This window comes from Micromonospora zingiberis (genome assembly GCF_004331455.1).
Classification (GTDB): domain Bacteria; phylum Actinomycetota; class Actinomycetes; order Mycobacteriales; family Micromonosporaceae; genus Micromonospora; species Micromonospora zingiberis.
Genome location: NZ_SJJR01000023.1, coordinates 24,388 through 46,163 on the forward strand (window position 1 = coordinate 24,388; position 21,776 = coordinate 46,163).

Sequence of the window (21,776 nt, forward strand, 5' to 3'; positions counted from 1 at the left end):
CAGCACGGGTGAGGCTGATCCGGGTGGGGCTGGGTGGATAGTTAGCGCATCTCCGGCCGAATGACCTTGGTACGCAGCACGGACTCGTTGAGCCGCAACTGCCGGTCCAGCTCGGCCACCGCCTCCGGCGTCGCCTGGAGGTCGATGACGGCGTAGATGCCCTCGGACTTCTTGTTGATCTCGTACGCGAGGCGCCGGCGGCCCCACACGTCGGTCTTCTCCACCGAGCCACCCGCGGTCCTGATCACGTTCAGGTACGTGTCGAGCGACGGGGCGACGGTGCGCTCCTCGAGGCTGGAGTCGAGGATCACCATGATTTCGTAATGACGCAAGACGTGCTCACCTCCTGTGGGCTAAGCGGCCACGGTCCTTCCGTGGCAGGAGGTCGTGCGTCGTGGCCCGTCCCGACGCGGGGGAACCCGACCGGGAGCGGACAACCTGACCAGGATACCCGGCCCAGACGATCACCCTCATCGAGGTGACGGGCACAGCGAACCGGGGGCCCATGCCGACGTCGCTGTCGACACGGGCCCCCGGCCACGTGACCGCGGGGCGCCTCGTCCGCATTCCTTGGGTGGGACCTGGGGAGGAACGACCACACCGATGAGGTTGGACCGGAGACGCCCCGCGGAGCTTTATCACGTTGTTACCTGACGTTATCGCGGAAGTCAGTGCTTCACGGGGCAAATCTCAAAATTTCCGACAATTTTCTCGGCTGGCCGTGAACCGTTGCCACCAGCTCGACACCGTGGCCACCGGACCACAGTCCACGTCCTACTCCGCTGATCTGTTTCGCCACCGTCGAACGGCGGCGGAGCTGACCTGCTGCACTTGTCGCATCCACCGGAATCAACGACTCCACTGAGGCTCGGTGACGCCACCCGTCGGTGGGTCACCACGGCTGTCGGCGACGCGACGTAGGCTCGCCTGCATGCGTATCGGAGCCCACGTCGATCCGACCGACCCGCTGGCGGAGGCGACTGCCCGAGCGGCCGACGCCGTGCAGTTCTTCCTCGCCGATCCTCAGGGTTGGAAGGCGCCGCAACCTCGCGCCGACGCGGAGCGGCTACGCACCGCCGACGTCGACGTCTACGTGCACGCGCCGTACGTCGTCAACGTCGCCACCGGCAACAACCGCATCCGGATCCCCAGCCGCAAGCTGCTGCTCGCCCATGCGAAGGCGGCAGCGGCGATCGGTGCCAAGGGGCTGGTGGTGCACGGCGGGCACGTCAACGCCGGTGACGACCCGGCCACCGGCTTCGAGAACTGGCGCAAGGCCCTGGCGTACGCGCAGGAATCCGGTGGGTTCGGGCTACCTGTGCTGATCGAGAACACTGCCGGCGGTGAGAACGCCTGCGCCCGCCGACTCGACGCGCTCGCCCGTCTGTGGGACGCCATCGGTGACCACGAGGTCGGCTTCTGCCTCGACACCTGCCACGCCCATGCCGGCGGCGAGGAACTGCTCGGCCTGGTGGACCGGGTGAAGGCCATCACCGGGCGGATCGACCTGGTGCACGCCAACAACTCCAAGGACGGGTTCGGCTCCGGCCGCGACCGCCACGACAACCTGCGCGGCGGGACGATCGATCCGGAACTCGTGGTGGGGGTGATCCGGGCAGCGGGCGCTCCGGCCATCGTCGAGACCCCCGGTGGCACCACGGGCCAGGGCGACGACATCGCCTTCCTGCGTGAGCAGCTCGGCGCGGAGACGTTGGTGCGATGACGACCGACCAGTCCCCCTCGGGCAGCGCGTCTCCCTCGGGTAGTCAGCGACCGACCTCACCCGACAACCGGGCCGCCGGAGATCCGGCTCCCGTCGGCAGGCAGGCCGACAGCGGGCCGGAGGTCGAGGATCGTGCCCCCGGCTCGGCCACGGCAACCGTCGACAAGGCCGACGAGGTCGGGCCGATCCCGAAGGAGGCAGCGGCCGACCGGGGCGGCGGGGAGCCGTCCGACAAGGACGGCAACGACCGCCAGGCCAAGGAACACACCGGCGGGGCCGACAGCCAGACCGGCGACGCCGACAACAAGACCAAAAACCCGGCGGACGACAGCAAGCCCAAGGACCAGACGGGCGCAAGCAAGCCCAAGGACCAGACGGGCGCAAGCAAGCCCAAGGACCAGACGGGCGCAAGCACCGCCAAGGACCAGACGGGCGCAAGCACCGCCAAGGACCAGACGGGCGCAAGCACCGCCAAGGACCAGACGGGCGCAAGCACCGCCAAGGACCAGACGGGCGACCGCACCACCAAGAACGCGGCGAGCGACAGCACCGCCAAGGACCAGACGGGCGACCGCACCACCAAGGAGCCGGCCGGCGACAGCAATGCCAAGAACTCGGCGGGCGAGGGCAAAGACCCGGCGGGCGACGGCAAGGACTCGGGGAGCAGCGACGGCAAGGGCCGTGCCGACGGCGACGGCAAGGATCGGTGGGCGGCCTTCGGGCCCGCACCCGAGCCGGTGCCGAGGTGGTACGGGCGACTGGCGCGCAGGTCGGGTCGGCTGCTGATTCACGAGTGGACCCTGGCCGCACTCGGTTCCCTGGCGTTGGCCGTGCTGATGACCTGGCCGACGCTGCGCTACCCGCGACACACGCTGCCCCAGGACTACTGGGACCCGAGCCTGCAAGCCTGGCAGATGGCCTGGTCGGGGCATAGCCTGCGGACCGATCCGGCCCAGTTGTGGCACGCCAACGTGTTCTTTCCGGAGCGGTGGAGTTTCGCCTTCTCCGACACCCTGCTCGGCTACGCACCGGCCGGGCTGATCGGTAGCGGCCCCGAGGACGCCATCCTCCGCTACAACATCATGTTCGTGCTGGCGCACGCGCTGGCCACGTTCGGCGCGTACGTGCTGGCGCGTCAGCTCGGTGCCAGCCGGATCGGTTCTGCGGTGGCCGGGGTCAGCTACGCCTACGCACCCTGGCTGCTGGCTCAGGCGGGGCACCTGCACGTGATCTCCAACGGCGGTATTCCGCTGGCCCTGGCCATGCTCGCCCGGGGACACGGTTGGTCGCTGCGACACGGCTATCGACCCGATCGCCGGCACGAGGGCTGGGTCTACACCGGCTGGCTGGTCGCCGCCTGGCAGTTGAGCCTGGGCTTCGGCATCGGCCTGCCGTTCGCGTACGTCCTCGCCGGCACGGTCCTCGTTGCCGCCCTGATCTGGTTCGCGAAGCGGATCTTCTGGCGGGTCAGGCGCCCCTTCGGTCAGCGTCTCTTCGTCGCCAACCTGATCGGCGGGCTGATCTTCGCCGGGGTCGGTGTGCTGCTGGCCATTCCCTACTTCACCGTGGCGCAACTGCATCCGCACGCCGAGCGGACCATCGGGGACATCGCCGTCTTCTCGCCCCCCGCCAGCGGCTTCGTCACCGCGCCAGGCGAGTCCCGAGTCTGGGGCGAGTTGCACGAAGGCGCTCGGGCCATCCTGCCCTGGCACCCGGAGATGACGCTGCTGCCCGGCTTCGCGCTCTACGCGCTGGCCGCGGGTGGTCTGTTCTTCTCGATCTGGACGGTCCGCCAACGCCTGTTCCTGCTCGCCGGGGTGCTGGTGGCGATGACACTGTCGATGGGCACCAGGTTCTTCGGCGGTGACTTCACCTACGTACCGCTCTTCGAGTACCTGCCGGGCTGGAACGGCATCCGTACGCCGGGCCGGCTCATGCTCTGGACCACCCTGCTCCTCGGGCTACTCGCGGCGGGCGCGGTCAGCGCGTTCGCCGAGCGGGTTCGGGAGATCTCCGCCGAGCGGATCCCGTCGTGGCCGAGCCCGTGGCTGCGGCTGGCGACCCTGGTGCCGCTGCTGCTGGTCATCGCCGAGGGCACGAACACCACGCCGCATCCGACCGTGCCGAAGCAGCCGGCCGCCATGCAGACGGTCGGCGGTCCACTGCTGGTGCTGCCCAGCGGCCAGAACCATGACCAGCCGGTGATGCTCTGGTCCACCACCCGGTTCCAGGACATCGTCAACGGTGGCAGCGGGTTCACCCCACGCCAACTGGACGACGTCCGCCAGGTCACCATGACCTTCCCCGACCAGACCAGCGTCGACTACCTGCGCACTCTCGGCGTACGCAACGTGCTGGTGCTGCGCGACCAGATCGTCGGCACGCCGTGGGAGGTCAGCGTCCACGCACCGCTGGACGGGCTGGGCATCACCCGCGAGGAGATGGGCTCGGTCCTCCTCTTCCGACTCTGAGTGCCGACCCACCTGGGCGTCGGGCGGGTGCCGGCGCTCAGGTGGTCGGAACGGGAGTCGGCGCGGGGGCGGCGTGACGGTTGCGGAGGCGGTCGAGCCAGGGTGCGTCCCGGGCTCCGTCGAGCAGACCGCCGTCCGGGTCGTCGGCGTAGGTCTGGCGTACGGCGTCCCGCTCGGGGTGCAGGATTTCCCGCACGACGAGCACGCACAGGGTCACCACGGTGGCCAGTCGCAGGCTCGCCGCCAGCACGAACACCCCTTCCGGGATGACCGGAGTGCCGGTCGATGCGCCGAGCAGTTCACCGTAGAAGGCGACGAAGTAGCCGACCTCCGCCACCTGCCAGGCGAGGAAGGCACCCCACTTGGGCCGGGCGAGCACCAGCAGCGGCAGCAGCCAGAGCACGAACTGCTGCGACCACACCTTGCTGAAGATCAGGAAGGCGGCGACCACGAGGAACGCCAACTGCCCGAGGCGGGGACGGCGCGGTGCGAACAGGGCGAGCGCACCGATGGCGAGGCAGGCCAGCCCGAACAGCGCGTACGACAGGTAGTTCAGGGTGGGAATGTTCGCGTCGAGCCACTGGAACGGGCCGATGTTGGCCGGGTCGCCGAACTTGCCGTCCAGATAGCGGCCGATGTACCAGAGGGTTCCCCAGTCGATCGGCCGTTCGGTGTTCAGCTCGAAGAACCGGTTCCAGTTCTCTCGGTACGGGATGGCCACCGGCAGGTTCACCAGCACCACCGTCACGGCGGCGGTGATGATGGACAGCAGGGCGGCCCACACCCGGTTGGCGCGGATCGCGAGCACCAGGATCGGACCGAGGAGGAACAGCGGCCACATCTTGGCCGCGCCGCCGAGCCCGATCAGCACTCCGGACAGCACCGCGATCAGTAGTCCTGCCTGGCTGTCCCGGGTTCGCGCCCAGGCCAGCAGGCCCAGGGCGGCCAGGCCGATGGCGAGGAAGTCCCAGTTGACGGTGGCGGTGAGCAGCAGCGCGGGGGAGAGTGCGAACAGGGCCGCGTCCCAGGGTCGTTTGCGGCGCAGCGACAGCAGCACCATCACCGTCGCCACCGCCAGCGCACCGAGCACGAGTGCGTTGAGGTTGTAGAACCACTGCCCCTGGTTGATCTCCGGGTTGCCCTCACCGGCGGCGTGCACCGGCAGCCCGAGGGCACCCATGAAGTAGCCGGTCAACACCGGGTACTCCACCGGGTGGTCCCGGTACGGCACGGCACCTTCGTGGAGCCGTTCGGCGTAGTAGAGCGCGAGCACGTCGGTGTAGCAGAACTTGGTGTACTGCTGGTTGTTCACCCAGGCACCGTCCTGGCAGGGCGACTTCTGTACCCAGTGCAGGGCGAGGGTCAGACAGGTCAGCGCCAGGACGATCCGCATCGCCGTCCAGAACCGACCCTGCCCGGCACCCGGACGGTCGCGGGTGACGGCGTGGTCACCGAGCGGGCCACCGATCAGTCCGGACAGTCCACGGACGAAGCCGTCGGAGCGGGACGGGTGGTCGGTGACACCGGATTCATCGATGCCTGGCGTCGACTTCGTGCTCATGACCGTGCATCCTGCCGTATCAGTTGGCCGGGGAGTAGTCGAAACCACGACGACAGCGCGGATCGCCATGGAACGGCTGGCAGAGAGTCATCTCGACCGAGACAGGCGATGGGCGGCCGGACAGTGTCCGGCCGCCCATCGCCTCGACGCGTTTACTCCCGAGCTGTCGATCTCGGTGGCAGCAGTCCACCGCCACCGCCACCGCCGTCCGGTGGTGCGTCACCACCACCCCCGGGAAGCGGGTCGGTCGGAACTCCGCCGCCGTTGTTGCCCCGGCCACCGCCCCGGTTACCGCCGTTGTCACCGCCGTTGTTACCGCCGCCGCCGAACTGGCAGAAGAAGTCCGTCGGCGCGCAGTCGGGGTCGTTGTCCGGCGGCGGCGGAGCGGGCGCGATGCCGTTGCCGGCGTCCTGGTCACCGGTCCCGGTGACGCTCGGCAGGTCGGACGGGTCGTAACCCTTGAGCGCCTCGTCCATGTACCGCTTCCACAGGCGGGATGGCAGCCCACCACCGCTGATGTTGTTGCCGCCGGGATCGAGGATCTGTGGTTTCTTCGGGTCGCGGCTGCCGATCCACACCGCGGTGGCCACGTTCTCGTCGTAGCCGACCATCCAGGCGTGCGCGTTCTGGCTGGTGTCGGCGTGCTGCCAGGTGCCGGTCTTGCCGGCCGCCTGCCGGCCGACCAGGCTGGCGTTGTTCTTGCCCGGGATCTCCTTGAGCACCGCGGTCACCTCGTTGGCGACCTCGGGCCGGATCACCTGCTGCGGCTTGAGCTTCTCGCCGGTGCCCGGAACCTTGTCCCACTTACCGGTTGACTTGTTCTGCTTCTCGACCGTACGGACGAAGTGCGCCTTGTTGTACTTGCCACCGTGGGCGAGCGTGGCCAGGCCGTTGGCGTGGTCGAGCACGGTGATCGGGTACTGCCCGAAGCCGACCACCCGGTCGAAGTACTTCGGCGCGAGTTCCTCGGGCTTGTTCTTGGTCAGGTCGTACGGCTTCGGCGGGTCGACCGTCCACATCGTGCGGATCCCGGCCCGGCGGGCCATGTCGACCACCTTGTCGGTGCCGATCTCCTCGGCCACGTGGAAGAACGGCACGTTGTACGACTGCACCGTCGATTCCTGCAGGTTGCACCACTTGGCGCAGCTGGCGTTTCGCCCGGCGTTGATGATCTCGGTGTCGTAGCCTTCCGGCTTGAACGGGGTGGCGTCCCAGTGCGACTTGACCGAGATCCCGGCATCGATGGCCGCAGCCAGGGTGTAGACCTTGAACGACGAGCCCGGCGGATGGCCGCCGACGATGTCGCCGTTCTGGTTGGTGTTCAGGCCGGCGTAGTCGAAGTCCGCGCCGCTGTTACCGCCGTAGTAGGCCAGCACCCGGCCGGTCTTCGGGTCGATCGAGACCACCGCCGCCATCAGGTTCTTCCGCTGCCCGTCGAGGACCGAACCCTTGCGACCCACCTGGGCGGCCTCTTCCAGGGCCTTCTGCATCTTCGGGTCGATGGTGGTGGTGACCCGGTAGCCGCCCTCGCGCAGCTCGGTCACGCAGCTGGGCTTGTCCGGCGCCCCGGAGTTGGAGCAGAGCCCCCACTCCTCCATCTCCTTGCGGACGTAGTTGATCACGTTGCCGCGTGGGGAGGCCACACCGAAGCCGTTGTCCTTCTTGGCCTTCTGAACCTTGGGGTATTCGGTCGGGCGCTTCTCCCGGCCCGGCTGGTCCAGCCAGCCCTCCTCCACCATGCCGTTGATCACGTAGTCCCAACGGATCTTGGCGTCGGTCGGGTTGACCTCCGGGTCGTACCCCTTGTGGGTGGGGCTGGCCTGGGGCTGCTTGATCAGTGCGGCGAGCACCGCTCCCTGGGCCACGGTGAGCTTCCTGGCGCTGGTGTTGAAGTACGTCTGCGCCGCCGCCTCGATGCCGTACGCCCCCCGACCGAAGTAGATCACGTTGAGATAGTTCTCCATGATCTGTTCCTTGCCGAACTGGTCGTTCAGCTTCGAGGCGAGGATCGCCTCCTTCACCTTCCGGGCGTAGCTGTCGTCCCGGAGGTTCTCGTACGCGTTGCGGGCGTACTGCTGGGTGATGGTCGAGGCACCCTGCTTGTCACCGCCGGAGAGGTTGTTCCAGGCGGCCCGGGCGATGCCCTTGTAGTCCACACCCGAGTGCCGGTAGAAGTTGCGGTCCTCGGCGGCGGCCACGGCGTCCCGCACGTGCAGCGGGATGTCGTTGATGGTGACGAAGGTGCGGTTCTCGTTGCCGAGCTTGGCCACCAGCGTCTTGCCGTCCTTGGCGTAGACGGTGGTGGAGAGCGGCAGCGGGATCTCCTTGGGCAGCACCACGTTTGTCGAGTAGTAGGTGAACCCGACGACGCCGATGCCGGCCAGCATGATGAAGACCGCGAAGCCGGCGATCAGCATGTTCATCCGCTTGCGCTTGCGGGCCCGCGCCACCGCGTTCGGGTCGCGACCACCGCGCCCGGGACCAGCCGGCCCACCGGGGCCGCCGGGTCCGCCTGGTCCACCCGGTCCGCCGACGCTGGCCCGAGCCACCGCCGCCCGACCGCCGGGGCCACCCACGGACGCCGAACCGACGCTCGCCCGGCCGGCCGACGCCGCGCCGACGCCAGCGGCTCCGACCGAAGCCCGGCCCGCCGGCCCGCCGGGGGCCGGGGAGACCGGCACCGACGCACGACCAGCCCGACCCGGCGCGGGCGAGACCGGCACCGAGGCGCGCCCACCCGGAGCCGGGGAAACCGGCACCGACGCACGACCGCCCGGAGCCGGGGAAACCGGCACCGACGCACGACCCGGGCCGGCACGACCGACCGAGGCCGAGCCGGCAGCGGGTCCACCGCGCGGCGGGACGCTCGCCGATCCGCCGACCGAGGCCCGCCCGCCGGCCGAGGCGTGAGCCGACGAGCCCGCACCATCCGGTCCGGTTGACCAGTTGACTCCGCGCGGATCACCACTCGGGCTGCGGTACGCGTCGTCCGCCTGCCCCGGGTCGTCCTGGCCCGGTATTCGGGCCCGGCCGCGCAAGGAGCTGGGATCACCGTACGAGTTCATTCCTCACACCCTGCCGTCGCAGTGGAGCGCCGTCGCGCCGCCACCGGTTTGCCGTGAGTTGCGACACCCGTCCATGGCACGGGGGTGCCGTGGATTCAGCGTCAAATGCAAATCATTCGGACTATTCGCACTTACGAGCTGTCGGTCGCCCCGGCCAGTTACGTCATGGCCGGGGGCGGCCGATCGCGCTCGATTCACCGTTGGGCCTCTCGCCTTCGCCGGGTACCTGCTCCAACAGCGGCGGCAACCCCGCCGACCGTTTCATGCTCCGGCTCGCCGTCGGTCAATCCGTCCCGCCCGAGCAGGTACTGCTCCACCAGATGGTTCCAGTCACAGCCGAGGCACACCTCCACCACGAAGACCTGGAACTCACGCAGCGTCATCGCCAGTGCGGACAACTCGGCCACCGTACGGGCCTGCCCAGCGGACTGCTTGAGTTCGTCGCCATAAATGTAGTGGACGTGGGTAAGGTTCTCGCTCCGACAGATCGGACACCGCTGGTCGGTGGGCTCGCCATGGAAGCGGGCCGCGTTCTTCAGGTACGGAGAGGCGTCGCACAGGTCATAGGTGCCGACCCGGCCGGCGACGAGTTCACGCAGCAGCGCTCGCCTCCGGAGCGAGTAGTCGACGACCTGGCGCTGCGTACGCATGCGGCAAAGGGTACGCGGTCTCGTCTGGCGAGGCGACCACCGTGACGATCTGTGACTGAGGGACCCCGGACCGAGGGTTTACCGGCCGGGGGTTTGCCCCGGTCGGAACGAGCCGCTACGGTGCGATGTATCGGTCCGATACATCGTGGTGGTTAGCGGATCCCGTACAGGGTAAAGGGAGGGTGGCCCGATGCTTGAGCTGGCCATCCTCGGCCTGTTGCAGGAGGCCCCCATGCACGGCTATGAGCTGCGCAAGGAGCTCACCGCCAAGCTCGGGGCGATCCGGGCAGCCATCAGCTACGGCTCGCTCTACCCGACCCTGCGCCGCCTCCAGGCGGCGGGCTGGATCACCGAGGCCGCCGAGACACCCGCCACCGCCGAGGAGGTTCCCGCGCTGACCAGCCGACGAGGTCGGGTGGTCTACACCATCACCGCGGAGGGCAAGGAACGCTTCGCCCAGCTCATCGCACAGACCGGGCCGGAGACGTACGGCGACACCGGCTTCGGCGTGCACTTCGCGTTCTTTGCCCGCACCGATCGGGCGACCCGACTTCGGATCCTGGAAGGTCGCCGCCGCACGATCGAGGAGCGTCGTGAAGGACTTCGCGACATGCTGGGCCGGGCGGCCGAGCGCCTCGACGCGTACACCCTGGAGTTGCAGCGCCACGGCCTGGAGGCCTGTGAGCGCGAGGTCCGCTGGCTGGAGGAGCTCATCGCCAACGAGCGCTCCGGCCGTGCCCCGACGGTCCCGCAGGACGGGACGGCCGGCGGCCGACGAGAAGACAACAGCCCGCCTCCGCCTGGAGAGTCCAGGAAAGAGCGGCCGTGACAGAAAAGAAGGAGGCATACGCGATGGGCTCCGTCCGCGTCGCCATCGTCGGTGTGGGTAACTGCGCCTCGTCCCTGGTACAGGGCGTCGAGTACTACCGGAACGCCGACCCGAACGACCGCGTCCCGGGTCTCATGCACGTCACCTTCGGCGACTACCACGTCTCGGACGTGCAGTTCGTCGCGGCGTTCGATGTCGACGCCAAGAAGGTGGGCATGGACCTCGCGGAGGCGATCGTCGCCAGCGAGAACAACACCATCAAGCTCTGTGACGTGCCGCCGACCGGCGTCACCGTGCAGCGCGGCCCGACCTTCGACGGTCTCGGCCAGTACTACCGCGAGATCATCGAGGAGTCCGGTGCCGAGCCGGTCGACGTGGCGCAGGCGCTGCGCGACGCGCAGGTCGACGTGGTCGTCTCCTACCTGCCGGTGGGCTCCGAGCAGGCCGACAAGTTCTACGCCCAGGCCGCCATCGACGCCGGCTGCGCGTTCGTCAACGCCCTGCCGGTCTTCATCGCCTCCGACCCGGAGTGGGCGCAGAAGTTCACCGACGCCGGCCTGCCGATCGTCGGCGACGACATCAAGAGCCAGGTCGGCGCGACCATCGTGCACCGGGCCCTGGCGAAGCTCTTCGAGGACCGGGGTGTCGAGCTGCTGCGCACGTACCAGCTCAACTTCGGCGGCAACATGGACTTCATGAACATGCTGGAGCGCAACCGCCTGGTCTCGAAGAAGATCTCGAAGACCCAGTCGGTGACCTCCCAGGTGCCGCACGAGATGTCCAAAAGCGATGTGCACATCGGCCCGTCCGACCACGTGCCGTGGCTGGACGACCGCAAGTGGGCGTACATCCGCCTGGAGGGCCGCTCGTTCGGCGACACCCCGCTCAACGCCGAGCTGAAGCTCGAGGTGTGGGACTCGCCGAACTCGGCCGGTGTCATCATCGACGCCGTCCGGGCCGCCAAGATCGCCCTGGACCGGAAGATCGGCGGCCCGATCCTGTCGGCCTCGTCGTACTTCATGAAGTCCCCGCCGGTGCAGTACGCCGACCACGACGCGCACGCGGCGGTCGAGGCGTTCATCGCCGGCGAGATCGAGCGCTGAGCCGCCGACCACCAGCACCATCGAGAGCCGGGTCCGCACGGGCCCGGCTCTCGCCGTTCTCCCGCCGTTCCCGCCCGCTACGGCCTCAGCCCGTCAGGACCAGGCGCGTTGCAGGGCGACGCCGGCCTCCAACTCCAGCAGTTTGACCTTTCGGTCCAGGCCACCGCCGAAGCCGACCAGCTTCCCGCCCGCGCCGATGATCCGATGGCACGGCACGATGACCGGGATCGGGTTCCGGTTGCAGGCCACCCCGACCGCCCGGGCGGCGCCGGGGTCACCCACCAGCCGGGCCACCTCCCCGTAGGTGAGCGTCTCGCCGTACGGGATGCGGGTCATCTCCCGCCACACCGCCCGCTCGAATTCGGACCCGCGCGGCACCGTGACCGGTATCCCGAACTCGGTCAACTCTCCGGCGAAGTAGGCGCGCAACTCCGCCACCGCCCGCCGGGACGCCTCGTCGACCGGCTCCTTGCTCGCGGTCTCGATCGGCCCGAAGTGGGCTCCGCACACGCTGCCACCGTCGGTGGCCACGGAGAACATCCCGATCGGCGAGTCGAGCACGGTCCAACGCATCCCGCCATTGTTCCTCAGGGCGGGGGTCGGGTTCCTCCGCACGACCAGGGACTTCGACACCCACCTCGCGGCCGACACTGCTGGTGAGGTGGCCGCCAACGGGCGGCGCCCGCCGGAAGCGTCCCGATTCGGGTCGCTCCCGGCGGGCGCCGGATGGTGCGTGCTGTCTCAGGCGGCCGAGACGGTGAACTTCTCGCCCACGCCGAGCCCCAGCTCGAAGGCTTTCAAATTGATGTTCTTGTTCGAGATCAGCTGCTTGGTGCCCGCCGATCCGGCCGAGACCGCCTGGCCGTCGGCGGCCCCGAAGAAGACCGTGCCATCGCCGTTGTAGTCGATGAAGTCGAACGTCTCCCAGTAACCGAGCGACTTGCTGCTGGCGATCAACGGCTTGGTGCCCTTGCTCGCGGCGATCACGTACTTGCCGTTGGCCAGGGCCTTGAGGCCGAAGTAGCCGTCACCACGGTTGACGATCTGGAACTTCGCCGCCTTGGTGACCTTGCTGCTGCTCGCGATGAGCGGCTTGCTGCCGGCCACCACGTACTTGCCGCTGGCCTTCGACCTGATGCTGATCACCGGAGCCGGCGCGTCGATGGTGAACTTCTCCGACGTGCCGATACTGGTCTTGCTCGCCTTCAGCGACGAGGTACCCGACTTCGGCGCGGTGACGTACTTGCCGTTGATCTTGGACTTGAGGCTGATCGAGCCGTCGGTGTGGTTCACGATCGTGAACTTCGCCGACGTGACGATCGTCTTGTGGCTGGCGATCAGCGGCTTGGTGCCCTTGCTCGGCGCCACCACGTACCGGCCGGTGTTCTTGGAACGCAGCGCGACCAGACCACTTCCGGCGTTGACGATGTCGTACCGCTGCGCGGTGCCGAGGCTCTTGCCGTTGTTGACCAGCGCCTTGGTGGTGCTGGCCGCGGTGACGAACTTGCCGTTGGAACGGGCCTTGAAGCCGTAGCCGCTGCGCGTCGGGGTGACCGAGCCGACCGTCAGCAGACGGTCGATCGAGCCCTTGGTGTCGTAGACGGCACCGGCGATGCCGGTGGTGACGATCCGGTCGCGGACCTGCTTCGGCTTCCAGGTCGGGTTGCTGTGCAGCAGCAGTGCCGCCGCACCCGCCACATGCGGAGCGGCCATCGAGGTGCCGCTGAATCCCACACTGCCGGTGTTGCTGTCGTGCCGTGCCGAGACGATGCTCACGCCCGGGGCGAACACGTCGAGGCACTTGCCGTAGTTCGAGAACCAGGCCCGCATGTCGACCCGGTCGGTGGCACCTACCGTGATCGCGTCCGGCACCCGGGCCGGGGACGCCTTGCAGGCATCCATCCAGTCGTTGCCCGCGGCGATCGAGTACGTGATGCCGGAGGCGATGGAGCGCTTGACCGCCTCGTCGAGCGACGGGATCGCGACGACGTCGCCCAGGCTCATGTTGGCCACGGCCGGCTTCTTCGCGTTCGCGGTCACCCATTCGACCCCGGCGATGACCTGTTCGGTCGTGCCCGAGCCGCGGCAGTTGAGCACCCGTACGCCGACCAGCTTGACGCCCTTGGCGACGCCGTACTTCGCGCCGCCGACGGTGCCGGCCACGTGCGTGCCGTGGCCGTGGCAGTCACCGTTCGCGTTGGTCTGGAGGCCGCTGCCCGGGTCGGTCGGATCGGTGGGCTCGGGCTCCGGGTCGGGGAGGGTGGGGCTCGGGGTGGGTGACGGTGGCGGCGGTGGCGGCGGGTCGATGGCGTCGTAACCCATGCTGGCCCGGCCGCCGAAGTCCTGGTGCTTGACGTTGATGCCGGTGTCCAGGATGTACGCGGTGACCTTGCTACCGGTGTTCGGGTACGTGTAGGTCTTGTTCAGCTTCGCCGAGGCCTGGTCGATCCGGTCGAGACCCCAGGGTGGGCTGGTCTGGGTGCCGTTGACCGACAGCCGGCGGACCGGCTCGACGTAGGCCACGGCGGGATGTGCGGCCACCCTGTCGGCCTGCCGCTGGTCCATCGCGGCCGAGTAGCCGACGAGGGACCTGTCGAACACCTGCCGGACGGTGCCACCGTTCTGCTTGGCGAGCGTCGAGGCGAGCAGATGGACGTTGTTGTAGCTGGCCCGCTTGTCCTTGAGGACGACGATGTAGCGGCCCGGCACGACGCCGGTGTCCGCACTGCCCCGTACCTCGGCGCGGGACTGGTCGGCGGGGGCGGCCATCCCGGCGCCACCAGCGGCGACGGTGAGGATGGACGAGGCGGTGGCGAGGGCGAGCCCCGCCGCCGCCGAGCGGCGCAGTACGCCACGGCGTTTCACTAGGCGATCTCCCCGTTGGTCGTCGACCGCGACTGACGGCGGTCGAACGGACAATGGAACGTCCCGCTCCGGCAGCTGACCAGGTATGGGGGACGCATCAACATCATGAATGAACGACACAGGGCACGGCTCAACCGTTCGGCCGGAACGTCAGCGTTTCGTCGTAGCGACCGTCGAGACGGGACGAACCCGGTGTACGCCCACGTCGATCCGCAGCCCGATCGGTCAGGCGGGGCCGGCGCTCAGCCGAGAATGCCCTCCTCGCGGGCCCAGCGCAGCAGTTCGGCCTCGGCCGTGGCCCGGTCCAGCGGCCCACGTTCCAACCGCAGGTCCTTCAGGTGCTTCCAGGCCTGCCCGACGATCGGCCCCGGCGGTACGCCGAGCAACTCCATGATCGCGTTGCCGTCCAGGTCAGGACGGACCCGGGCCAGGTCCTCCTCGGCGGCGATCCGGGCGATCCGCTCCTCCAGGGCGTCGTAGTCCGCCGCCAGTTGAGCCGCCTTGCGCCGGTTGCGGGTGGTGCAGTCCGAGCGGGTCAGTTTGTGCAGCCGGGACAGCAGGTCACCGGCGTCGGTGACGTACCGGCGCACCGCCGAGTCGGTCCACTCACCCCGGCCGTACCCGTAGAAGCGCAGGTGCAGCGCGACCAGGGCGGTGACCTTGGCGGTGACGTCCTTGGGATAGCGCAGGGCCTTCATCCGCGCCTTGGTCAACCGGGCGCCGACCACCTCGTGGTGATGGAAGCTGACCCGGCTGTCCGGGCCGACCGCCTTGGTGGCCGGCTTGCCGACGTCGTGCATCAACGCCGCCATCCGGAGGATGAAGTCCGGCCCGTCCTGCTCGTACGAGATCGCGTTACGCACCACCGTGAGGGTGTGCTCGTAGACGTCCTTGTGCTGGGCGTGCTCGTCGATCTCCAGTTTGAGTCCGGTCAGCTCGGGCAGGAATCGCTCCGCCAGCCCGGTGTCGACCAGCAGCCGCAGACCGGTGATCGGGTCGGCGGCGCAGAGCAGCTTGGTGAACTCGTCACGGATCCGCTCGGCGGTGATCCGGTCCAGGTCGGTGGCCATCCGGCTCATCGCCGCGTACACGTCCGGGTGGACCGCGAAACGCAGCTGCGCGGCGAACCGGGCGGCCCGCAGCATCCGCAGCGGGTCGTCACCGAACGACTCGGCGGGCGTGCCCGGGGTACGCACCACCTTGGCGGCCAGGTCGGCCAGGCCGCCGTACGGATCGGTGAACCGATGATCCGGCAGGCTCACCGCCATCGCGTTGATGGTGAAGTCCCGCCGGCGCAGATCCTCGGTCAGGCTGGTGCCGTACTCGACCACCGGATTGCGGCTCACCTGGTCGTACGACTCCGCGCGGAAGGTGGTGATCTCCAGCCGCAGGCCGTCGCGCTGGCAGCCGATGGTGCCGAATTCGCGTCCGGTCTCCCAGATCGCCTCGGCCCAGCCCCGCACGATGTCGAGCGTGGCGTCGGGATGCGCGTCGGTGCAGAAGTCGAGGTCCTCGCCGAGGCGGCCGAGCAGGGCGTCGCGTACCGATCCGCCCACAAGATGCAGTTCGTGACCGGCGGCGGCGAACCGGCGGCCCAACTCGTCGGCGACCGGGGAAACCCGGAGCAGTTCGGCGACGGCGTTGCGCTGCGCGGCGCTGAGTTCGCGGCGGTCGGTGGCGTGGGATGCGGCGGCGTCGGACATCGGATCAGCAGCCTATCGGTCCTGAGCGGCATCTCCTCCGCCGGGCGCGGGTAACGGGCCGGGGTTGACTAAGGTCTGTGGCGTGTGTGCCGGTGCGGGATCCGGCGTACCCCATTGGAGGCACAGATGAGCGGCGGGCTCTACCGCAGCGCGAACGCCCAGCAGGGCGGCGCGACCGGCGGCCAGCCAGGCGACGGGGCCACGTTCATCTCCGCCGACCCGCTCAACCAGCCGGCGATGGAGTCGACCGCGCCGCCGCCGGAGCAGGTGGCGGAGACCAGCGCCGCGACCAACAGCGCGGTCATGGCGATCGGCAGCCTGGTCAGCCGGGGTACGGGATTCCTGCGCACCTTGGCGATCACCGCTGCGCTCGGCTCCGCCATCGGTGACGCGTACACCACCGCCCAGATCCTGCCCGGGATGGTGTACGAGTTCCTGCTCGGCGGCATCCTCACCAGCGTGCTGATCCCGGTGCTGGTGCGTCGGCGCAAGTTCGACGCGGACGACGGTCAGGCGTACACCCAGCGGTTGCTCACCCTGGCCGTGGTCGCCCTCGGCGCGGCGGCGCTGCTCGCGGTCGCCATGGCGCCGGTGCTCACCTGGCTCTACGCCAGCGACCAGGCGCCGGGCGACTACCGCGCCCTGGTCACCTCGCTGGCCCGGCTGATGCTGCCGATGATCTTCTTCACCGGCCTGAGCGCGCTGATCAGCGCAGTGCTCAACACCCGGGGGCACTTCGCCGCCCCGATGTGGGCGCCGATCCTGAACAACATCGTGGTGATCGCCACCGCGGGCCTCTACATCGCGATCTTCAGCACCGACATCCTGGCCCCGGACGAGATGACCACCGGCCGGATCCTGCTGATCGGCGGCGGCACCCTGCTCGGTGTCGCCGTCCAGGCCGCCGGGCTGTTGCCCGCCCTGCGCCGGGTCGGCTTCCGTTGGCGGTTCCGGTTCGACTTCCGCGCGCTCGGCCTGAGTGAGCTGGGCCGGCTCGGCGCCTGGATGTTCTGTTACGTGGCGGTCAGCCAGGTCGGCCTGATCGTGGTCTTCAACCTGCTCAGCCGCACCAGCGGGCAGGCAGCCGGCGCGTTGATCTACAACAACGTGTTCCTGTTGCTGATGATGGCGCACGGCATCATCGCCGTCTCGATCATCACCGCGCTGATGCCTCGGATGAGCGCCGCCGCCGCCGACGGCCGGTACGCCGACCTGGCGGCCGACCTGTCCCGAGGCACCCGCACCGTCTCGGCGGTGCTCGCCCCGATCGCCGTCTGCTATGCCGTGCTCGCCACCCCGATCGCCTTCACGCTCTTCCGCTGGGGGGCGTTCACCGACGCGAACGCGAAGGCCACCGCACCGGTGCTGTTGTTCGCGGCGGTGGCGCTGGTGCCGTTCGCGGTGAGCCAGCTGTTCACCTTCGCCTTCTACGCGCTGCCGGACACCCGCACGCCGGCCCTGGTGAACATTCCGGTGGTGGCGCTGCGGGCGCTGGTGCAGATCGGGCTGTTCGCGGCCTTCTCGCCGAGCTTCGCCGCGTCCGGGATGATGATCGGCAACACGGTGTCGTACCTGGCCGCCGCCATCGCCTCGGCCTGGCTGCTGCGCCCCCGGGTGGGCCGGATCGGACTCGGCGCGATCCTGCGCACCCTGGGCCGGGTGGTGGTCGCCGCGCTCGGCGCCGCGCTGGCCGGCCTGCTGGTGGTCGCCCTGCTGCCCGGCGACGACACGCCGACCCGGCTGGAGGCGATCGTGCAGCTGGTGGTGGGCGGTGCGGTGATCGGCGGTACGTATCTCGGCCTGGCAATGGTGCTCCGGATCTCCGAGATCACCGAGGTGGTCGGCATGATCCGTCGCCGGCTCGGTCGCTGACCGCCAGGTATTCACCCAGCGTGATCGAGGATCACCAGGCTGGGGATGCGCCTGTGGATAACTCCGCGCGTCGCCGCTCACCTACCGACTTGGCCTGTGGATAACCAGCCGGAAGTCCGAGTGTGGTCAGCCGATCGACGGGAACCCCGCTGACACCTGACCCACCGCCTACAGCCTGCACCGCCCCGGCGACGGCTGGTTGTGAGCGGCCTCTAGATTGGCTGGTACATGTACCAGCAACGTGGCTGACAACGGTCGCAACCGGACGAGTGCGCCCTACTGCGAACTCCCCTGTTGGTCACGGCGGGAAGATGACATGTCGGGGAGACGGCCAACCCAGGTAAGGTCGCTCTCGACGGGTACGGCAGGCACCGGCGCGCGTCGCGTCGGAACCGGCCGCCCCCGTGCCAGACGAATGCGGAGCGGGAAGTCACATGCCCAGCAGCGCGGGTCCATCGATCGACAAGATCACCGAGGGAGGACGGGTGACCCAGGTCGGCGAGGGTCAGGACGCGGACGAGACCACTCCGCCGGTCATGACCTTCGGTGCTCCGACGGCCGGTGAGATCCTCGCCGAGCGTTACGAACTGGTCGAGCACATCAACAACGACAGCGCGGGCCGGCTGGTCTGGCGCGGGGTCGACGTCGTACTGCGCCGCCCGGTCGCGGTCGTGATGCGCTATCCGGGTGGCAACTCCGCCACCGAGATGCTCCAGGCCGCGGTCGCGGCGAGTCGGGTCATCCATCCCAATCTGGTCGGCGTCTACGACGCGATCGACGAGGCCGAACGGGCCTACGTGGTACGCGAGTGGGTCGACGGACAGTCGCTGCGGGAACTGGTCTCCAGTGGGCCGCTGGACGCTGCCCGGGCCACCGCCGTCGGCAACGCGGTCGCCAGTGCGCTGGCGTCCGTACACGCCACCGGCATGGTGCACGGGAACGTGCACCCGGGCACGGTGATGATCAGCGACGACGGTCGGGTGGTGCTGGCCGACGCCCGTACCGACGGTGCGGACAGCCAGGAGAGCGATGTCCGGGCGGTCGGCGGTGTCCTCTACTTCGCCCTGACCGGTTACTGGCCGCACGCCGAGGCGCCGCTGCGGGGCGCCACCGCCGGGCACGGCCGGGCGGCGATCCCCGACGCCGTACGCGACGCCAATGGCGCGGCGGCGGCCCCACGCCAGGTCCGGGCCGGTGTGCCGGCCTATCTGGACGACCTCACGATGGATCTGCTCGACGGCGAGATCGCGCCGCCCTCCTCGGACGTCCTGGCGGCGGAACTGGCCCGGCTCGACGTGCCCGACGACGACTACCTCGACAACAGCGGGCCGCTGCGCTTCGCCGCCGAGACCGGTGACGAGCCGTCGCCGCTGGCCGCCGCCGGTGGCCGCAAGGTGGCCCTGGGCATCGCGGGTCTGCTCGTGGTCGCCCTGGTCGGCCTGATCATCGGCATCACCACCCTTGGCGATGACGACCCGCCGGCCCAACCAGTCGCCGCGCCCAGTTCCAGCGCGCCCGAGAGCGAGGAACCAGCGGCCCCGCCGATCCGGAATCTGAAGATCAGCGCCGCCCGGATCATCGACCCCGACAGCCGGGATCGCGCCGAGGTCCGCGACGCGGAGAAGGTGTTCGACGGCAACCGGGACGAAGGCTGGTCGACGCAGACCTACCGGGGCAGCAGCAACTTCGGCAACTACAAGCGCGGCATGGGCGTCTGGATCGACCTGGGCGGACCGCACACCGTCAAGTCGGTGCAGGTGAACCTCTCCGACACCGGCGCCTCCGCCGAACTGCTCACCGGCACCGTCGACGCCCCCTCCACCAACTCGGGCGACAACCAGATCCTCACCGCGTACAAGAAGAACGCGATCGGTCAGCCGTTCGAGGCGCACGACGGGACCACGATGACCTTCAACGGCTTCGACGCCGACCAGAAATACCAGTACCTGCTGTTCTGGATCACCGACCTGCCGGCGAACGGGAACGGTTTCAAGGTCGGCGTCAATGAGATCACGGTCCAGGGGTCATGAGCCGAGCCCGGCCCAAGTGGTGCCCCGACCGGGCCTGATGATGGAGGCGGCGGGGCGTACCGCCGGTTCGGGCCGGACAGGTGGAGCAGCGGTGGACGAGACGATCAGTGATCTCGACCTGCTGCACGCCCATGTGGCCGGCGACCGGCACGCCTTCGGTGAGCTGTTCCATCGGCACCGGGACCGACTCTGGGCGGTGGCCCTGCGGACGCTCGGTGACCGGGAGGAGGCCGCCGACGCCCTCCAGGACGCCATGTTGTCGGCACACCGGGCCGCTGGCCGGTTCCGTGGTGACGCCGCCGTCACCACCTGGCTGCACCGGATCGTGGTGAACGCCTGCCTCGACCGGATCCGTCGCCGCCAGGCACATCCCACCGTGCCGCTGCCCGACGGGACCCGGGAACCGGGCGACCGCCACGGCAGCGGCGGCGTCGAGCCGGCCGCACCCGTACGCGACCACGACACCGCTCTGGTCGTGCGGGATGCCCTGGCCGCGCTGCCGATCGAGCAGCGGGCCGCGCTGGTCCTGGTGGACGTGCAGGGTTACCCGGTCGCCGAGGTCGCGCGGATCCTCGGCGTGGCCGAGGGGACCGTCAAGAGCCGCTGTGCGCGGGGCCGGGCCCGGCTGGCGGTGGTGCTCGGACACCTGCGGAACCAGGGCGACGAGACAGCTTCGGAAGTGCCGACGGTCACCCGAGGGAACCCGGAAGGCCGACGCGGCGTCCGATCGGGGTCGGGACGGTCCTGGGGACCGGATGTCAACCAGGAGGAAAAGTGACTGCCGGGGAGTTCAGCGAGGTCGATCACGACCTGCTCGCCGACTACCTCGGCGGTGCCCTGGACGGCACCCCGGAACAGGCCGAGGTCGCTCGACTGATCGCGCAGGACCCGTCCTGGGCACAGGCGCACGCACTGCTCGCGCCGGCCCTCGCCGATGTCCGCGCCGATCTGCTCGGCTGGGGTGCACCCGTAGTGCAGATGCCGGCGGGGGTCGCCGACCGGATCCGCGCCGCGCTCGACGCCGCTGATCTTCCAGCTGTCCTGCCGGACGACGCCACCGACCTGCCCGGATCGGACGCCCCGGACGTCGAACCGGAGCACGCGGATCTGCCGGGCAGTGATCATCCTGCTGCCGTGTCGCCTGGTTCGGCGCGGCCGTCCCTGGTGCCGACCCAACCGCTCGGTGGCCGCCGACGCCCCGGTGGCGCACTGCGTTCCGGTCCGGACCGGAACGCCGCGACCCGACCGGGTCGGCGACGTCGCCGTTGGGCCCGGGTCGCCGGGCCGGTCGCCCTCGCCGCCGCGGCGGTCGTCGGGTTGGGGGCGCTGCAACTGGTCCGGCCGAACCAGGGCAGCGACTCGGCGGAAACCGCACTGAGCGATCGAGGCGCCAGCACCGTCGCGCCGTACGCGCAGGAAAGCCAGGACGGCCCGGCCGCTGCGGCTGCCTCACCGGAGCGTGGGCTGCTGGCGGCAGGCATTCCGCAGCGGCACAGCGCGACCGACTACACCCCGCAGGAGTTGGCAGCGGCGGAGCCTGAGCCGCAGATCAGCACGTTCGCCGGCTCCGCCGAGCCGGGTGCGAGCACCGAGAGCGATCGGACCACCGGCCTGACGGACCTGAACCGGCTCGCAGACCCGCCGGCACTGGCCGCCTGTCTGACTGACGTCGGTGCCGAGCACGGCGCACAGCCGCTGGTCTTCGAGTTCGTCGAGTTCGCCCGCTTCCAGGGACTCCCGGCGCTGGTGGTCCGCTTCAGCGACGCCTCCGGCACCCGCTGGGCGTGGGTCAGCGGGCCCGAGTGTGGTATCCCCGGGTCCGGCTCGGACAGCCGCTACCGTACGCGGGTAGGGTAAGTCCGCGGTCACCGGACGTTTGGCCGTCCACGTGACGTGACCCACCG

Annotated in this window: 15 protein-coding genes; 8 read left to right on the forward strand and 7 right to left on the reverse strand. The window is 69.5% G+C overall.

Going from position 1 to position 21,776, the window contains the following annotated elements; translation table 11 throughout:
- Positions 1–41: 41 nt before the first annotated feature.
- Positions 42–332: a 30S ribosomal protein S6 gene (rpsF, locus tag E0H26_RS24850; RefSeq protein WP_092381323.1), complete on the reverse strand. Its 291-nt coding sequence runs from the start codon at positions 330–332 to the stop codon at positions 42–44.
- A gap of 599 nt (positions 333–931) precedes the next feature.
- Between rpsF and E0H26_RS24855 the strand changes: the two genes are divergently transcribed.
- Positions 932–1,723 carry a deoxyribonuclease IV gene (locus E0H26_RS24855; protein ID WP_131307808.1) on the forward strand — a complete coding sequence of 264 codons (792 nt, stop codon included), beginning with the start codon at positions 932–934 and terminating at the stop codon, positions 1,721–1,723.
- Positions 1,720–4,194: a hypothetical protein gene (locus tag E0H26_RS24860; protein WP_240742352.1), complete on the forward strand. Its 2,475-nt coding sequence runs from the start codon at positions 1,720–1,722 to the stop codon at positions 4,192–4,194. Before E0H26_RS24855 ends, E0H26_RS24860 begins: the two co-directional genes overlap by 4 nt.
- A 37-nt stretch (positions 4,195–4,231) precedes the next feature.
- On the opposite strand, the gene E0H26_RS24865 is transcribed toward E0H26_RS24860, so the two are convergent.
- From E0H26_RS24865 to E0H26_RS24875, 3 genes are all read right to left on the reverse strand, one after another.
- On the reverse strand, positions 4,232–5,755 hold the full coding sequence (locus E0H26_RS24865) for a glycosyltransferase family 87 protein (protein WP_131307810.1): 1,524 nt from the start codon (positions 5,753–5,755) through the stop codon (positions 4,232–4,234).
- 152 nt (positions 5,756–5,907) lie between these two features.
- Complete coding sequence (locus E0H26_RS24870) at positions 5,908–8,820, reverse strand: transglycosylase domain-containing protein (RefSeq protein WP_131307812.1); 2,913 nt, start codon at positions 8,818–8,820, stop codon at positions 5,908–5,910.
- A gap of 194 nt (positions 8,821–9,014) precedes the next feature.
- A complete protein-coding gene (locus E0H26_RS24875; RefSeq protein ID WP_131307814.1) occupies positions 9,015–9,470 on the reverse strand; it encodes a DUF5318 family protein in 456 nt (151 codons plus the stop codon).
- A gap of 190 nt (positions 9,471–9,660) precedes the next feature.
- On the opposite strand from E0H26_RS24875, the gene E0H26_RS24880 reads away from it, so the two are divergent.
- A complete protein-coding gene (locus tag E0H26_RS24880; RefSeq protein WP_131307816.1) occupies positions 9,661–10,299 on the forward strand; it encodes a PadR family transcriptional regulator in 639 nt (212 codons plus the stop codon).
- Between the two features lie 23 nt (positions 10,300–10,322).
- Positions 10,323–11,402 (forward strand): inositol-3-phosphate synthase, encoded by a 1,080-nt coding sequence (locus E0H26_RS24885; RefSeq protein ID WP_131307912.1) that lies wholly within the window; start codon positions 10,323–10,325, stop codon positions 11,400–11,402.
- 93 nt (positions 11,403–11,495) lie between these two features.
- Here E0H26_RS24885 and E0H26_RS24890 read toward each other — a convergent pair whose 3' ends face one another.
- The 3 genes from E0H26_RS24890 to E0H26_RS24900 form a co-directional block, all read right to left on the reverse strand.
- The gene (locus E0H26_RS24890) at positions 11,496–11,975 is read right to left on the reverse strand and encodes a methylated-DNA--[protein]-cysteine S-methyltransferase (protein ID WP_131307818.1); all 480 of its coding nucleotides are present in this window, start codon (positions 11,973–11,975) and stop codon (positions 11,496–11,498) included.
- A gap of 168 nt (positions 11,976–12,143) precedes the next feature.
- Positions 12,144–14,267: a S8 family serine peptidase gene (locus E0H26_RS24895; protein WP_131307820.1), complete on the reverse strand. Its 2,124-nt coding sequence runs from the start codon at positions 14,265–14,267 to the stop codon at positions 12,144–12,146.
- Between the two features lie 242 nt (positions 14,268–14,509).
- Entirely contained in the window at positions 14,510–15,970 is a 1,461-nt protein-coding gene (locus E0H26_RS24900; RefSeq protein ID WP_131307821.1) for a CCA tRNA nucleotidyltransferase, read from the reverse strand.
- Positions 15,971–16,096: 126 nt separating this feature from the next.
- Here E0H26_RS24900 and murJ point away from each other — a divergent pair, with 126 nt between their 5' ends.
- From murJ to E0H26_RS24920, 4 genes are all read left to right on the forward strand, one after another.
- On the forward strand, positions 16,097–17,842 hold the full coding sequence (murJ, locus tag E0H26_RS24905) for a murein biosynthesis integral membrane protein MurJ (RefSeq protein WP_131307823.1): 1,746 nt from the start codon (positions 16,097–16,099) through the stop codon (positions 17,840–17,842).
- Positions 17,843–18,276: 434 nt separating this feature from the next.
- A complete protein-coding gene (locus tag E0H26_RS24910; RefSeq protein ID WP_131307825.1) occupies positions 18,277–19,872 on the forward strand; it encodes a protein kinase family protein in 1,596 nt (531 codons plus the stop codon).
- Between the two features lie 40 nt (positions 19,873–19,912).
- On the forward strand, positions 19,913–20,650 hold the full coding sequence (sigM, locus tag E0H26_RS24915; RefSeq protein ID WP_420812880.1) for an RNA polymerase sigma factor SigM: 738 nt from the start codon (positions 19,913–19,915) through the stop codon (positions 20,648–20,650).
- Complete coding sequence (locus E0H26_RS24920) at positions 20,647–21,729, forward strand: hypothetical protein (protein ID WP_131307829.1); 1,083 nt, start codon at positions 20,647–20,649, stop codon at positions 21,727–21,729. Before sigM ends, E0H26_RS24920 begins: the two co-directional genes overlap by 4 nt.
- The last annotated feature ends 47 nt before the right edge of the window (positions 21,730–21,776 follow it).

Bases quoted from the DNA above. Each gene is read 5' to 3' on its own strand.
- E0H26_RS24855 (WP_131307808.1), top strand. From the start codon at position 932: ATGCGTATCGGAGCCCACGTCGATCCGACCGACCCGCTGGCGGAGGCG.
- E0H26_RS24860 (WP_240742352.1), top strand. From the start codon at position 1,720: ATGACGACCGACCAGTCCCCCTCGGGCAGCGCGTCTCCCTCGGGTAGT.
- E0H26_RS24865 (WP_131307810.1), bottom strand. From the start codon at position 5,755: ATGAGCACGAAGTCGACGCCAGGCATCGATGAATCCGGTGTCACCGAC.
- E0H26_RS24870 (WP_131307812.1), bottom strand. From the start codon at position 8,820: ATGAACTCGTACGGTGATCCCAGCTCCTTGCGCGGCCGGGCCCGAATA.
- E0H26_RS24875 (WP_131307814.1), bottom strand. From the start codon at position 9,470: ATGCGTACGCAGCGCCAGGTCGTCGACTACTCGCTCCGGAGGCGAGCG.
- E0H26_RS24880 (WP_131307816.1), top strand. From the start codon at position 9,661: ATGCTTGAGCTGGCCATCCTCGGCCTGTTGCAGGAGGCCCCCATGCAC.
- E0H26_RS24885 (WP_131307912.1), top strand. From the start codon at position 10,323: ATGGGCTCCGTCCGCGTCGCCATCGTCGGTGTGGGTAACTGCGCCTCG.
- E0H26_RS24890 (WP_131307818.1), bottom strand. From the start codon at position 11,975: ATGCGTTGGACCGTGCTCGACTCGCCGATCGGGATGTTCTCCGTGGCC.
- E0H26_RS24900 (WP_131307821.1), bottom strand. From the start codon at position 15,970: ATGTCCGACGCCGCCGCATCCCACGCCACCGACCGCCGCGAACTCAGC.
- murJ (WP_131307823.1), top strand. From the start codon at position 16,097: ATGAGCGGCGGGCTCTACCGCAGCGCGAACGCCCAGCAGGGCGGCGCG.
- E0H26_RS24910 (WP_131307825.1), top strand. From the start codon at position 18,277: ATGCCCAGCAGCGCGGGTCCATCGATCGACAAGATCACCGAGGGAGGA.
- sigM (WP_420812880.1), top strand. From the start codon at position 19,913: ATGGAGGCGGCGGGGCGTACCGCCGGTTCGGGCCGGACAGGTGGAGCA.